Origin of the sequence: Streptomyces sp. NPDC005263 (genome assembly GCF_042872365.1) — a bacterium.
Taxonomy (GTDB): domain Bacteria; phylum Actinomycetota; class Actinomycetes; order Streptomycetales; family Streptomycetaceae; genus Streptomyces.
Genome location: NZ_JBIAKJ010000001.1, coordinates 1,269,507 through 1,281,865, shown reverse-complemented (window position 1 = coordinate 1,281,865; position 12,359 = coordinate 1,269,507). Strand labels below are relative to the sequence as shown.

Below are 12,359 nucleotides of genomic sequence, written 5' to 3'. Positions count from 1 at the left end.
ACTCGTACGACTGCACGAAGGGGAAGCCATGACAGCGACGACCGACGGAAGCACCGGGGCCCTGCCGCCCCGCGCAGCCTCGGCCAGCGAAACAGCCACCACCATGTCCGTGAGCGCGGACGTACGGGACACCGCCGTACGTGCCGTGCGACGATCCACCGACTTCCTGTTGTCCCGACAGGACGCCGAGGGCTGGTGGAAGGGCGACCTGGAGACCAACGTCACCATGGACGCCGAGGATCTGCTGCTGCGGCAGTTCCTGGGCATCCGCGACGAGGAGACGACCCGGGCCGCCGCGCTCTTCGTCCGCGGCGAACAGCGCGAGGACGGCGCCTGGGCGAGCTTCTACGGCGGCCCGGGCGAACTCTCCACCACCGTCGAGGCGTACGTCGCCCTGCGCCTCGCCGGCGACGCACCGGACGCCCCGCACATGGCGAAGGCCTCCGCCTGGATCCGCGAGCGCGGCGGAATCGCCGCCGCCCGGGTCTTCACCCGCATCTGGCTGGCGCTGTTCGGCTGGTGGAAGTGGGAGGACCTGCCCGAACTGCCGCCCGAGCTGATCTACTTCCCCACCTGGGTGCCCCTCAACATCTACGACTTCGGGTGCTGGGCCCGGCAGACCATCGTCCCGCTGACGATCGTCTCCGCGAAGCGGCCGGTGCGGCCCGCGCCCTTCCCGCTCGACGAGCTGCACACCGACCCGGCCCTCCCCAATCCGCCCAAGCCCCTGGCACCCGTGGTGAGTTGGGACGGCGCCTTCCAAAGACTCGACAAGGCCCTGCACGCGCTGCGCAGGGTCGCACCGCGCAAGCTGCGCAAGGCCGCGATGAACTCCGCCGCCCGCTGGATCATCGAGCGGCAGGAGAACGACGGCTGCTGGGGCGGCATCCAGCCGCCGGCCGTGTACTCGGTGATCGCCCTGCACCTGCTCGGCTACGACCTCGAACACCCCGTGATGCGCGCGGGACTCGAGTCGCTGGACCGGTTCGCCGTGTGGCGCGAGGACGGGGCCCGGATGATCGAGGCCTGCCAGTCCCCGGTCTGGGACACCTGCCTGGCGACCATCGCGCTCGCCGACGCGGGGGTGCCCGCCGATCATCCCCAACTGGTCAAGGCAGCCGACTGGATGCTCGGTGAACAGATCGTGCGGCCCGGGGACTGGTCGGTGAAACGGCCCCAACTCCCGCCGGGCGGCTGGGCGTTCGAGTTCCACAACGACAACTACCCGGACATCGACGACACCGCGGAGGTCGTTCTCGCGCTGCGCCGGGTCAAGCACCACGACCCGGAGCGGGTGGAGAACGCGATCGGGCGCGGGGTGCGCTGGAACCTCGGCATGCAGTCGAAGAACGGCGCGTGGGGCGCCTTCGACGTCGACAACACCAGCCCGTTCCCCAACCGGCTGCCGTTCTGCGACTTCGGGGAGGTCATCGACCCGCCGTCCGCCGACGTCACCGCGCACGTGGTGGAGATGCTGGCCGTCGAGGGTCTCTCGCACGATCCACGCACCCGGCGCGGCATCGAATGGCTGCTGGCCGAACAGGAGCCGGACGGATCGTGGTTCGGACGCTGGGGCGTCAACTACGTCTACGGCACCGGGTCGGTGGTGCCCGCCCTGACCGCGGCCGGGATCCCCGCCTCGCACCCGGCGATCCGACGGGCGGTGGCCTGGCTGGAGAAGGTACAGAACGACGACGGCGGCTGGGGCGAGGACCTGCGCTCCTACAAGCACGCCAAGGAGTGGAGCGGACGGGGCGCCTCCACCGCCTCACAGACCGGGTGGGCGCTGATGGCGCTGCTGGCGGCGGGGGAGCGGGACTCCAAAGCCGTCGAGCGTGGCATCGAGTGGCTCGCGAGCACCCAGCGCGAGGACGGTTCCTGGGACGAGCCGTACTTCACCGGCACCGGCTTCCCATGGGACTTCTCGATCAACTACCACCTCTACCGGCAGGTGTTCCCGCTCACCGCGCTGGGCCGGTACGTCCACGGAGAGCCGTTCTCCGGGGCCGGAGCCGGGTGATGGGCACCCAGCCCGCTCCGGCACCGCTGCTGATCGCCTGCGCGCTCGGCATCGAGCACCTCGCCCTGCGCATCGGCGACCGCGGCGGCGCCGACGGGCCGGTCACCGTGCTGCGCACCGGCATGGGACCGAAGGCGGCCGAGCGGGCCGTCACCCGACTCCTGGCCGACCCGGAGCTCGACGGGGCCGCCGTGCTCGCCACGGGCTTCTGCGCCGGGCTGGCCCCCGGTATGCACCCCGGTGACCTGGTCGTCGCCGAGGAGACCCGGGACCCGCGCGGCACCGTGCCGTGCGTCGGCACCGACCGGCTCGTGAAGGAGCTGGCACGGGCGTTTCCCGGGCGCACCGTCCACACCGGGCCGCTCACCGGTTCCGATCACGTCGTCCGCGGTCACGAACGGTCGGATCTGCTCGCGACCGGCGCGATCGCGGTCGACATGGAGTCCGCGGCCACGCTCCTGACCGCCGCCCGCACGCGTGAGCGCCCGGTTGCGGCCGTCCGGGTGGTCGTGGACGCTCCAGAACATGAACTCGTCCGGATCGGCACGGTGCGCGGTGGAATATCAGCTTTCCGTGTACTTCGATCGGTCCTTCCCGCTTTCTATGAATGGCACCGTTCCTTGCTGCTCCCCCGGAGGTGAGCCAGATGGCCATGCCGCTGCGTCAGTCCATCAAGGTCGCTACATACTTGGCCGAACAAAAGCTCCGCAAGCGGGACAAGTTCCCGCTCATCGTGGAGCTGGAACCTCTCTTCGCATGCAATCTCAAGTGCGAGGGCTGCGGCAAGATCCAGCACCCGGCCGGGGTACTGAAGCAGCGCATGCCGGTGGCGCAGGCCGTCGGAGCGGTTCTGGAGTCCGGTGCGCCGATGGTGTCCATCGCCGGCGGTGAGCCGCTGATGCACCCTCAGATCGACGAGATCGCACGGCAGTTGGTGGCCAGGAAGAAGTACGTCTTCCTCTGCACCAACGCCATGCTGCTGCGCAAGAAGATGGACAAGTTCACCCCCTCTCCCTACTTCGCCTTCGCCGTGCACATCGACGGGCTGCGGGAGCGGCACGACGAGTCGGTCGCGAAGGAGGGCGTCTTCGACGAGGCCGTGGAGGCGATCAAGGAGGCCAAGCGGCGGGGCTTCAGGGTCACCACCAACTCGACCTTCTTCAACACCGACACCCCCCAGACCATCATCGAGGTGCTCAACTTCCTCAACGACGACCTCAAGGTCGACGAGATGATGATCTCGCCCGCCTACGCCTACGAGAAGGCACCCGACCAGGAGCACTTCCTGGGCGTGGAGCAGACCCGCGAGCTGTTCAAGAAGGCGTTCTCGGGCGGCAACCGGCGCCGCTGGCGGCTCAACCACTCCCCGCTCTTCCTGGACTTCCTGGAGGGCAAGGTCGACTTCCCGTGCACGGCCTGGGCGATCCCGAACTACTCGCTCTTCGGCTGGCAGCGCCCCTGCTACCTGATGAGCGACGGGTACGTGCCGACGTACCGCGAACTCATCGAGGAGACCGACTGGGACAAGTACGGCCGCGGCAAGGACCCGCGTTGCGCCAACTGCATGGCGCACTGCGGCTACGAGCCCACCGCGGTGCTGGCCACCATGGGGTCGCTCAAGGAGTCGCTGCGGGCCATGCGCGAGACCGTCAACGGAAACCGCGACTAGCGCCGTGAACGCCGTTTCCCTGGGCGTTCCCGAGGTACCGGTCCGACCGATCGCCGAGCGGCGCGTGTCGCGGCGGATCCAGGTCGGGCCGGTCGCGGTCGGGGGCGGGGCCCCGGTGTCGGTGCAGTCCATGACGACGACCCGTACGTCCGACATCGGCGCCACCCTTCAGCAGATCGCCGAACTCACCGCGTCCGGCTGTCAGATCGTCCGCGTCGCCTGCCCCACGCAGGACGACGCGGACGCCCTCGCGACCATCGCGCGCAAGTCGCAGATCCCGGTGATCGCCGACATCCACTTCCAGCCGAAGTACGTGTTCGCCGCGATCGAGGCGGGCTGCGCGGCCGTGCGCGTCAATCCCGGCAACATCAAGCAGTTCGACGACAAGGTGAAGGAGATCGCGCGGGCCGCCAAGGACCACGGCACGCCGATCCGGATCGGGGTCAACGCCGGATCGCTGGACCGGCGCCTGCTCCAGAAGTACGGCAGGGCGACGCCCGAGGCACTGGTGGAGTCGGCCCTGTGGGAGGCCTCGCTCTTCGAGGAGCACGGCTTCCGGGACATCAAGATCTCGGTGAAGCACAACGACCCCGTGGTGATGGTCCAGGCCTACACGCTGCTGGCGCAGCAGTGCGACTATCCGCTGCACCTGGGTGTCACCGAGGCCGGCCCCGCCTTCCAGGGGACGATCAAGTCGGCGGTGGCCTTCGGGGCCCTGCTCAGCCGGGGCATCGGCGACACCATCCGGGTGTCCCTGAGCGCACCGCCCGTCGAGGAGGTCAAGGTCGGCATCCAGATCCTTGAGTCGCTGAACCTCAGGCAGCGGCGGCTGGAGATCGTGTCGTGTCCGTCCTGCGGGCGCGCCCAGGTCGACGTCTACAAGCTGGCCGACGAGGTCACGGCGGGCCTGGAGGGCATGGAGGTGCCGCTGCGGGTCGCCGTCATGGGGTGCGTGGTGAACGGCCCGGGGGAGGCCCGCGAGGCCGACCTCGGCGTCGCCTCCGGCAACGGCAAGGGGCAGATCTTCGTGAAGGGCGAGGTCATCAAGACCGTCCCCGAGTCGAAGATCGTGGAGACCCTGATCGAAGAGGCGATGAAGATCGCCGAACAGATGGAGCAGGACGGCGTCGCCTCGGGGGAGCCGGCCGTCACCGTGAGCTGAACAGCACGGACCGATAGGGGGCCTGACGTGACCATTCTGGAGAACATCCGGGGACCACGTGACCTGAAGGCGCTGTCCGAGGCGGAACTCGGTGAACTGTCCGAAGAGATACGGGAGTTCCTGGTGCAGGCGGTCGCCAGGACCGGCGGGCACCTCGGGCCCAATCTGGGGGTGGTGGAACTCTCGATCGCGCTCCACCGGGTCTTCGAGTCGCCCCTGGACCGCATCCTGTGGGACACCGGCCACCAGAGCTATGTGCACAAGCTGCTGACAGGACGTCAGGACTTCTCCAAACTGCGCGGCAAGGGCGGCCTCTCCGGCTACCCCTCGCGCGAGGAGTCCGAGCACGACGTCATCGAGAACAGCCACGCCTCCACCGCCCTCGGCTGGGCCGACGGTCTCGCCAAGGCCCGCCAGGTGCAGGGCGGGCAGGGCCATGTGGTCGCGGTCATCGGCGACGGCGCGCTGACCGGCGGCATGGCCTGGGAAGCGCTCAACAACATCGCGGCCGCCAAGGACCGGCCGCTGATCATCGTCGTCAACGACAACGAACGGTCCTACGCGCCGACCATCGGCGGCCTCGCCAACCACCTGGCCACGCTGCGTACGACCGACGGCTACGAGAGGGTCCTGGCCTGGGGGAAGGACGTACTGCTGCGGACCCCGCTGGTCGGCGGCACGGTCTACGAATCGCTGCACGGCGCCAAGAAGGGCTTCAAGGACGCCTTCGCGCCGCAGGGCATGTTCGAGGACCTCGGACTCAAGTACGTCGGCCCGATCGACGGGCACGACCTCAAGGCCGTCGAGTCGGCGCTCCGGCGTGCCAAACGCTTCCACGGGCCGGTGCTCGTGCACTGCCTCACCGAGAAGGGGCGCGGCTACGAACCGGCGCTGGCGCACGAGGAGGACCACTTCCACACCGTCGGGGTGATGGACCCGCTCACCTGCGAGCCGCTCACGCCGTCCGGCGGGCCGTCCTGGACCTCGGTGTTCGGCGAGGAGATGGTGCGGATCGGGGAGGAGCGCGACGACGTCGTGGCGATCACGGCGGCCATGCTGCACCCGGTGGGACTCGGCGCCTTCGCGGCCCGCTTCCCGGGCCGGGTGTGGGACGTCGGCATCGCCGAACAGCACGCGGCGGTGTCCGCGGCCGGCCTCGCGACGGGCGGACTGCACCCCGTCGTCGCCGTCTACGCGACGTTCCTGAACCGCGCCTTCGACCAGCTCCTGATGGATGTCGCCCTGCACCGCTGCGGCGTCACCTTCGTGCTGGACCGGGCCGGAGTGACGGGCGTCGACGGGCCCTCCCACAACGGGATGTGGGACATGTCGATCCTCCAGGTCGTGCCCGGCCTCAGGATCGCCGCGCCGCGCGACGCCGACCAGCTGCGGGCTCAGCTCAGGGAGGCCGTCGCGGTGGACGACGCGCCCACCCTGGTCCGCTTCCCGAAGGAATCGGTGGGGCCGGTGATTCCGGCGGTCGACCGGGTGGGCGGCCTGGACGTCCTGCACCGCGCGGACCGGCCCGAGGTGCTCCTGGTCGCCGTGGGCGTGATGGCGCCGGTCTGCCTCCAGGCCGCCGAGCTGCTGGAGGCCCGGGGCATCGGCTGCACCGTGGTCGACCCCCGCTGGGTCAAGCCCGTCGACCCGGCGCTCCCCGGCCTCGCCGCGGCACACCGCCTGGTCGCCGTCGTCGAGGACAACAGCCGCGCCTCCGGGGTGGGCGCGGCGGTGGCGCTCGCCCTGGGCGATGCCGAAGTCGACGTACCGGTACGGCGTTTCGGCATCCCCGAGCAGTTCCTCGCGCACGCCAAGCGGGGCGAGGTGCTCGCCGACATCGGCCTCACCCCGGTGGAGGTCGCCGGACGCATCGGCGCGAGTCTGGCCGTCAAGGCGGCGGTCCTGCCCGCCCAGAACTCGGGCCCGGCCGTCCAGGTACCGCCGTCCGGGGCGGAACAAGAGCCGTCGTCCGAGAGGAAAACGTCGGTCACGACGGAACGGAAAGCGCTGTCCAAGGAGGAACAGGAATGACGACCGCCAAATCCGCGTCGCCCTCCTCGCAGGCCGGGGAGTTCGACCTCGGCGCGCTGCTGGCCGAGCGCGGAGCCGAGCGCTACGAGCTGCACACCAAGTACCTGAACCACCAGCTCCCGCGCATGCTGCACACCATCGGCTTCGACAAGGTCTACGAGCGCGGCGAGGGCGCCCACTTCTGGGACGCGGACGGCAACGACTACCTGGACATGCTCGCCGGATTCGGGGTGATGGGCCTCGGCCGCCACCACCCCGTCGTCCGCAAGGCCCTGCACGACGTCCTGGACGCCCAGCTCGCCGACCTGACCCGCTTCGACTGTCAGCCGCTGCCCGGGCTGCTGGCCGAGAAGCTGCTCGCCCACAGTCCGCACCTGGACCGGGTGTTCTTCGGCAACAGCGGGACGGAGGCGGTCGAGACCGCGCTGAAGTTCGCCCGCTACGCCACCGGCAAACCCAGGATCCTGTACTGCGAGCACGCCTTCCACGGCCTGACCACCGGCTCGCTGTCGGTCAACGGCGAGGACGGCTTCCGGGACGGCTTCGCCCCGCTGCTGCCCGACACGGCCGTCCCGCTCGGTGATCTCGGCGCCCTGGCCCGGGAGGTGAAGAAGGGCGACGTCGCCGCGTTGGTCGTCGAGCCCATCCAGGGCAAGGGCGTGCACGAGGCGCCACCGGGCTATCTGCGGGCAGCCCAGGAGCTGCTGCACCGGCACAAGGCGCTGCTCATCGCCGACGAGGTGCAGACGGGACTGGGACGCACCGGCGACTTCTACGCCTACCAGCACGAGGAAGGCGTCGAACCCGACCTGGTGTGTGTGGCCAAGGCGCTGTCCGGCGGTTATGTGCCGGTCGGTGCCACCCTCGGCAAGGACTGGATCTTCCGGAAGGTCTACTCGTCCATGGACCGGGTGCTGGTGCACTCGGCGAGCTTCGGGTCCAACGCGCAGGCCATGGCGGCGGGACTGGCCGTGCTGTCCGTGATGGAGAGCGAGCAGATCGTCGCGGGCGCCCGGACCACCGGCGACCTGCTGAAGTCCCGGCTGTCGGCGCTGGTCGACAAGTACGAGCTGCTCGCCGACGTCCGCGGCCGGGGGCTGATGATCGGCATCGAGTTCGGCAGACCCCGGTCATTGAAGCTGCGCAGCCGCTGGACCATGCTGCAGGCCGCCCGCAAGGGACTGTTCGCGCAGATGGTGGTCGTCCCGCTGCTGCAACGGCACCGCATCCTCACCCAGGTCTCCGGCGACCACCTGGAGGTGATCAAGCTGATCCCGCCCCTGGTCATCGGGGAAGAGGAGGTGAACCGGTTCGTGGACGCCTTCACCGACGTGATGGACGACGCGCACAGCGGGGGCGGGCTGATGTGGGACTTCAGCAAGACGCTGATCAAGCAGGCGGTGGCCAACCGATAGACGGACGACCGTGCGCGGGGCACCCGGGATGCTGGAGGCTCCGCGTACGTGGGACCGGTGTTTTTTGCCTCTGAGGCAAGGAATTTGCCGCTGAGGCAAATCCGCGGCTCAATGGATACATGATCCCACCGGAAGCCGACAACGAGTCGCCGTCCGGGCCGGTCGCCGACCTGCCCGAGGTCGCGCCACAGTTGCGTGGCCTGCGCCGCCGCGCCTCCCTCACCCTGGAGGCCGCCGCCCGGGCCGCGGGGCTGTCGCCCGCCCACCTCTCCCGGCTGGAGACCGGGCAGCGCCAGCCCTCGCTGCCGATGCTGCTCGCGCTGGCCCGTATCTACGGTACGACGGTCTCGGAGCTGCTCGGTGAGACGGCCGCGGAACGGGACGCGATCGTGCGCGCCGCCGACATGGAACCGACCGCGGCCGGCGGCTGGACCTACTGGCAGGCCGGCGCGTCCGGCCGAGGCATGCAGGCCCTGCGCGTCCACGTCCCGTACGGCTCCCAGGGCGACGTCGTGCGGGTGCACCCCGGCGAGGAATGGCTGCACGTCCTCAGGGGACGGCTGCGGCTGAGCCTCGGGGACACCACGCACCGGCTCGGACCGGGCGACAGCGCGCACTTCGACTCGCTGACCCCGCACCGTATCGCCGCCCAGGACCCCGACGGGGTCGAGCTCCTGTTCGTCCACACCCTGCTGCAGAGCCCCACGGCCACACTGTGCCTGGGCCCCACCCCTGGAGACATGCCATGAGTGACATGGAGGAGAAGTTCCCCCGCGCCCTGTGGGTGCGCCTCATCATCTACATCGCCGTCGGCCACGTGTTCGCGGCCTTCATCTACTTCCTGTTCGAGCTGGGCGCCCAGAAGTGACCTGCCGGAGGGCCAGCCAGGCCTCCGGGTGCGAACTCCCGGACCCGGGCCCTCAGTCCAGCAGTCGCTCGCGCAGCCGCTCCCGGATCTCCGGGGTGACGTCGACCCCCTTCTCCAGGTACGTGTCGACGTCGCCCCAGGTCTCCTCGATCGTCTCGAAGGCGGCCGTCAGATATGCGGCACGGGCCTCGAAGAGGGGGCTCAGCAGCTCCATGACCTCGGGGGTGTAGGCCGAGGCGGAGCTGGAGCGCCGCACCTTGTAGCGGCGGTGCTTCGCGTTCGACTCCAGGTAGTCGGCGAAAATCGCCTCCCGCTCGACGCCCAGGGCGAGCAGTGTCACCGCCACGGACAGCCCCGCACGGTCCTTGCCCGCCGCGCAGTGCATGAGCGCGGGGACACTGTCCTCGGCGAGCGAGCGCAGCACCAGGGAGTGCTCGGCGGTGCGCTTCTTGATGATGGCGCGGTAGGACCTGATCATCCGGTCCGCGGCCTTGCCGTCGCCCAGGGTCTCGCGCAGCTCGTCGATCCGGCCGTCGCGGACCATCGTCCAGAACTCGCTGCCGTGGGCCGGATCCGTCAGCGGGAGGTTCACATTGCGCACCCCCGGCAGCTCGACGTCGGGCCCCTCCAGCTTCTGGTCCGCCGCGTTGCGGAAGTCGAAGATCGTGTGCAGGTTCAGGGAGGCGAGGAACGCCGCGTCCTCGGCGGTCGCGTGCGCGAGGTGGCCACTGCGGAACAGCACCCCGTGCCGCACCCGGCGGCCGTCCACGGTCGGCAGGCCCCCCACGTCACGGAAGTTACGCACTCCGGACAGCTCGGGTTCGGTCGACGGGACCTGCTGTGTCACGGGGGATCCTCCCAGTCGGTGCCGTCGACGCGGCTCGACGGCGGGCACTCACCCGACCATACGACATGGCTTCGTAGGCCAAGCAGTTGTCCACAGGCGTTGCGTCAAGGGCACGCCGACCTTGATGATGTTGATGCTTGAGTGCACCTGTTCGTGACTGTTCGTATCTGTGAGGGACCCTATGCTGGAGATCGCCGAGAATGGCCGTACGTGGATTCTGTCCGGGCCGACCAGCAGTTACGCCCTCCATCTCACCGAGGGTCACGAGCTGCTGCACCTGCACTGGGGAGCGCGGATCGCGCTCGCCGACGCCGAGGCCCTCGCCCTGCTCCCCCTGCCGGACCACCGGGGCTTCGAGTCTGCGCTGGACGGGCGTGAGGAGTACCCGGTCGAGGGCGGCCCCCGCTTCGTCCGCCCCGCCCTGTCCGTGCGCACCGACGAGCGGCGCGGCACCGAGTGGGTCTTCGAGGCTTACGAGCGTGCCGAGGACGACGAACTGCGGCTCAGATTCCGCGACGGCGGCCTCACGATCACCCTGCACTACCGCATGCGGCACGACGTCGTGGAGCGCTGGGTGAGCCTGGACAACGAGGGCCCCACGGTGGAGCTCCTGCGCGCCGACTCCGCCACCTGGACCCTGCCCGACCGCGAGACCGGCTGGCGGTTGTCGCACCTGCACGGCCGCTGGGCCGCGGAGTCCCAGCTGACGCGCGCCCCCCTGACCTACGGCGAGAAGGTCATCGGCAGCCGCCGCGGCCACACCGGGCACCAGTACCTGCCGTGGGTCGCGCTCGACACCGACGCGACCGAGGAGCGCGGCGAGGTCTACGGCTGCGCCCTCGGCTGGTCCGGGTCCTGGCGCATCGCGGTGGCCGAACTGCCCGACATGCGCGTGCAGATCACCGGCGGTGCGGGGTACGACGACTCCGGCCTGCTCCGTCTGGAGGCGGGGGAGTCCTTCACCGCCCCCGTCTTCGCCGGCCTGTGGAGCGACGCCGGCTTCGGCGGGGCGAGCCGCGCCTGGCACGCCTACCAGCGGGCGTACGTCATCCCGGACGCGGACCGGGACCGGCCGGTGCTGTTCAACTCCTGGGAGGCCACCGAGTTCGACATCTCCGAGGAGCAGCAGGGGGTGCTGGCCCGCCGGGCCGCGGCGATGGGCGTCGAGCTGTTCGTCATCGACGACGGCTGGTTCGGGAAGCGCACGAGCGACCGCGCCGGGCTCGGCGACTGGACGCCCAACCCCGACCGCTTCCCCGGCGGCCTGAGGCCCCTCGCAGACTCCGTGCACGACCTCGGTATGCAGTTCGGCATCTGGGTCGAGCCGGAAATGGTCAATCCGGACAGCGACCTCTACCGCGCCCACCCGGACTGGGTGCAGTACCAACCAGGGCGAAAGCGGACGGAACAGCGCAACCAGCTGGTGTTGAACCTCGCGCGCGAGGACGTCCAGGAGTACCTCTGGCAGCAGTTGCACGGGCTGCTCTCCAGCGCCCCGATCGACTATGTGAAGTGGGACTTCAACCGCTGCTTCACCGACGCGGGCTGGCCCGAGGACCCCTACCCGCAGCGCCTGTGGGTGGATCACGTGAACGCGCTGTACCGCCTGTTGGACCGGCTGCGCGAGGCGCACCCGGGCGTCGCCTTCGAGTCCTGCTCCGGCGGTGGCGGCCGGATCGACCTCGGCATCATGAGCCGTACCGACCAGGTGTGGACCTCCGACAACACCGACCCGCTCGACCGGCTCGCGATCCAGCACGGCTTCAGCCAGATCCACCCCGCGCGGGTGATGGCCGCCTGGGTCACGGACAGCCCCAACACTCAGCTCAACGGCCGGGTCAGCACCTTGCGGTTCCGGTTCGTCAGCGCGATGGCCGGGGTGCTCGGAGTCGGCGGGGACCTCGCCGAATGGACCGAGGAAGAGCTCGCCGAGGCCCGTGACTGGGTGACTCTCTACAAGGAGATCCGTCCCCTCGTCCAGCGTGGCGACCTCTATCGACTGCGCCCGCCCACGGGCGGATCGAGCGCGGTGCAGTACGTCCTCGGTGACGAGACGGTCGTCCTGGCCTGGCTCCAGGCGCAGCACCACGGCGAGCCGGTGCCGGCGCTGCGGCTGCGCGGACTCGACCCGGCGGCATCGTACGAATGCCGTGAAACGGGCGAAGTTCACCGAGGGGCCGTACTGCTGCACCATGGACTGCGGACCGGCCTCCGGGGTGACCTCGATGCGACGGTTATCCGGCTGCGCCGCATCTGAGAGTTCTGCCCGAATTGGCGTCTTCATTCCAACTCTGCCTGAAATGGGGCGACCTGGGGAGTGGGGCGTGAGGAGTGTCATATTCGTGAC

The 12,359-nt window shown here is 69.9% G+C and carries 10 protein-coding genes; 9 read left to right on the top strand and 1 reads right to left on the bottom strand.

The annotated features are described in order from the left end of the window. Positions 1–28 precede the first annotated feature (28 nt). The 8 genes from shc (at position 29) to ACFYRY_RS05800 (ending at position 9,165) form a co-directional block, all read left to right on the top strand. Positions 29–2,020: a squalene--hopene cyclase gene (gene shc / locus ACFYRY_RS05835; RefSeq protein ID WP_389140424.1), complete on the top strand. Its 1,992-nt coding sequence runs from the start codon at positions 29–31 to the stop codon at positions 2,018–2,020. Then, complete coding sequence (locus ACFYRY_RS05830) at positions 2,020–2,661, top strand: 1-hydroxy-2-methyl-2-butenyl 4-diphosphate reductase (RefSeq protein WP_389140422.1); 642 nt, start codon at positions 2,020–2,022, stop codon at positions 2,659–2,661. Before shc ends, ACFYRY_RS05830 begins: the two co-directional genes overlap by 1 nt. 5 nt (positions 2,662–2,666) lie before the next feature. After that, a complete protein-coding gene (gene hpnH / locus ACFYRY_RS05825; protein WP_389140420.1) occupies positions 2,667–3,689 on the top strand; it encodes an adenosyl-hopene transferase HpnH in 1,023 nt (340 codons plus the stop codon). Between the two features lie 4 nt (positions 3,690–3,693). Then, a complete protein-coding gene (gene ispG, locus ACFYRY_RS05820) occupies positions 3,694–4,851 on the top strand; it encodes a flavodoxin-dependent (E)-4-hydroxy-3-methylbut-2-enyl-diphosphate synthase (RefSeq protein WP_389140418.1) in 1,158 nt (385 codons plus the stop codon). A gap of 27 nt (positions 4,852–4,878) precedes the next feature. Continuing rightward, complete coding sequence (gene dxs / locus ACFYRY_RS05815) at positions 4,879–6,882, top strand: 1-deoxy-D-xylulose-5-phosphate synthase (protein ID WP_389140416.1); 2,004 nt, start codon at positions 4,879–4,881, stop codon at positions 6,880–6,882. Further along, on the top strand, positions 6,879–8,297 hold the full coding sequence (locus ACFYRY_RS05810) for an aspartate aminotransferase family protein (protein WP_389140414.1): 1,419 nt from the start codon (positions 6,879–6,881) through the stop codon (positions 8,295–8,297). The genes dxs and ACFYRY_RS05810 overlap by 4 nt, the downstream gene beginning before the upstream one ends. A 119-nt stretch (positions 8,298–8,416) precedes the next feature. Continuing rightward, entirely contained in the window at positions 8,417–9,046 is a 630-nt protein-coding gene (locus ACFYRY_RS05805) for a helix-turn-helix domain-containing protein (RefSeq protein ID WP_389140412.1), read from the top strand. Further along, entirely contained in the window at positions 9,043–9,165 is a 123-nt protein-coding gene (locus tag ACFYRY_RS05800) for a DUF6126 family protein (RefSeq protein ID WP_389140410.1), read from the top strand. Before ACFYRY_RS05805 ends, ACFYRY_RS05800 begins: the two co-directional genes overlap by 4 nt. 52 nt (positions 9,166–9,217) lie before the next feature. Here ACFYRY_RS05800 and ACFYRY_RS05795 read toward each other — a convergent pair whose 3' ends face one another. Continuing rightward, on the bottom strand, positions 9,218–10,012 hold the full coding sequence (locus ACFYRY_RS05795; RefSeq protein WP_389140408.1) for a tyrosine-protein phosphatase: 795 nt from the start codon (positions 10,010–10,012) through the stop codon (positions 9,218–9,220). Between the two features lie 181 nt (positions 10,013–10,193). Here ACFYRY_RS05795 and ACFYRY_RS05790 point away from each other — a divergent pair, with 181 nt between their 5' ends. Beyond that, a complete protein-coding gene (locus ACFYRY_RS05790; RefSeq protein WP_389141108.1) occupies positions 10,194–12,269 on the top strand; it encodes an alpha-galactosidase in 2,076 nt (691 codons plus the stop codon). Positions 12,270–12,359 lie beyond the last annotated feature (90 nt).

Coding starts and splice junctions, on each gene's coding strand:
- ACFYRY_RS05800 (WP_389140410.1), top strand. CDS start 9,043: ATGAGTGACATGGAGGAGAAGTTCCCCCGCGCCCTGTGGGTGCGCCTC.
- hpnH (WP_389140420.1), top strand. CDS start 2,667: ATGGCCATGCCGCTGCGTCAGTCCATCAAGGTCGCTACATACTTGGCC.
- ACFYRY_RS05790 (WP_389141108.1), top strand. CDS start 10,194: ATGCTGGAGATCGCCGAGAATGGCCGTACGTGGATTCTGTCCGGGCCG.
- ACFYRY_RS05830 (WP_389140422.1), top strand. CDS start 2,020: ATGGGCACCCAGCCCGCTCCGGCACCGCTGCTGATCGCCTGCGCGCTC.
- ACFYRY_RS05805 (WP_389140412.1), top strand. CDS start 8,417: ATGATCCCACCGGAAGCCGACAACGAGTCGCCGTCCGGGCCGGTCGCC.
- shc (WP_389140424.1), top strand. CDS start 29: ATGACAGCGACGACCGACGGAAGCACCGGGGCCCTGCCGCCCCGCGCA.
- ACFYRY_RS05810 (WP_389140414.1), top strand. CDS start 6,879: ATGACGACCGCCAAATCCGCGTCGCCCTCCTCGCAGGCCGGGGAGTTC.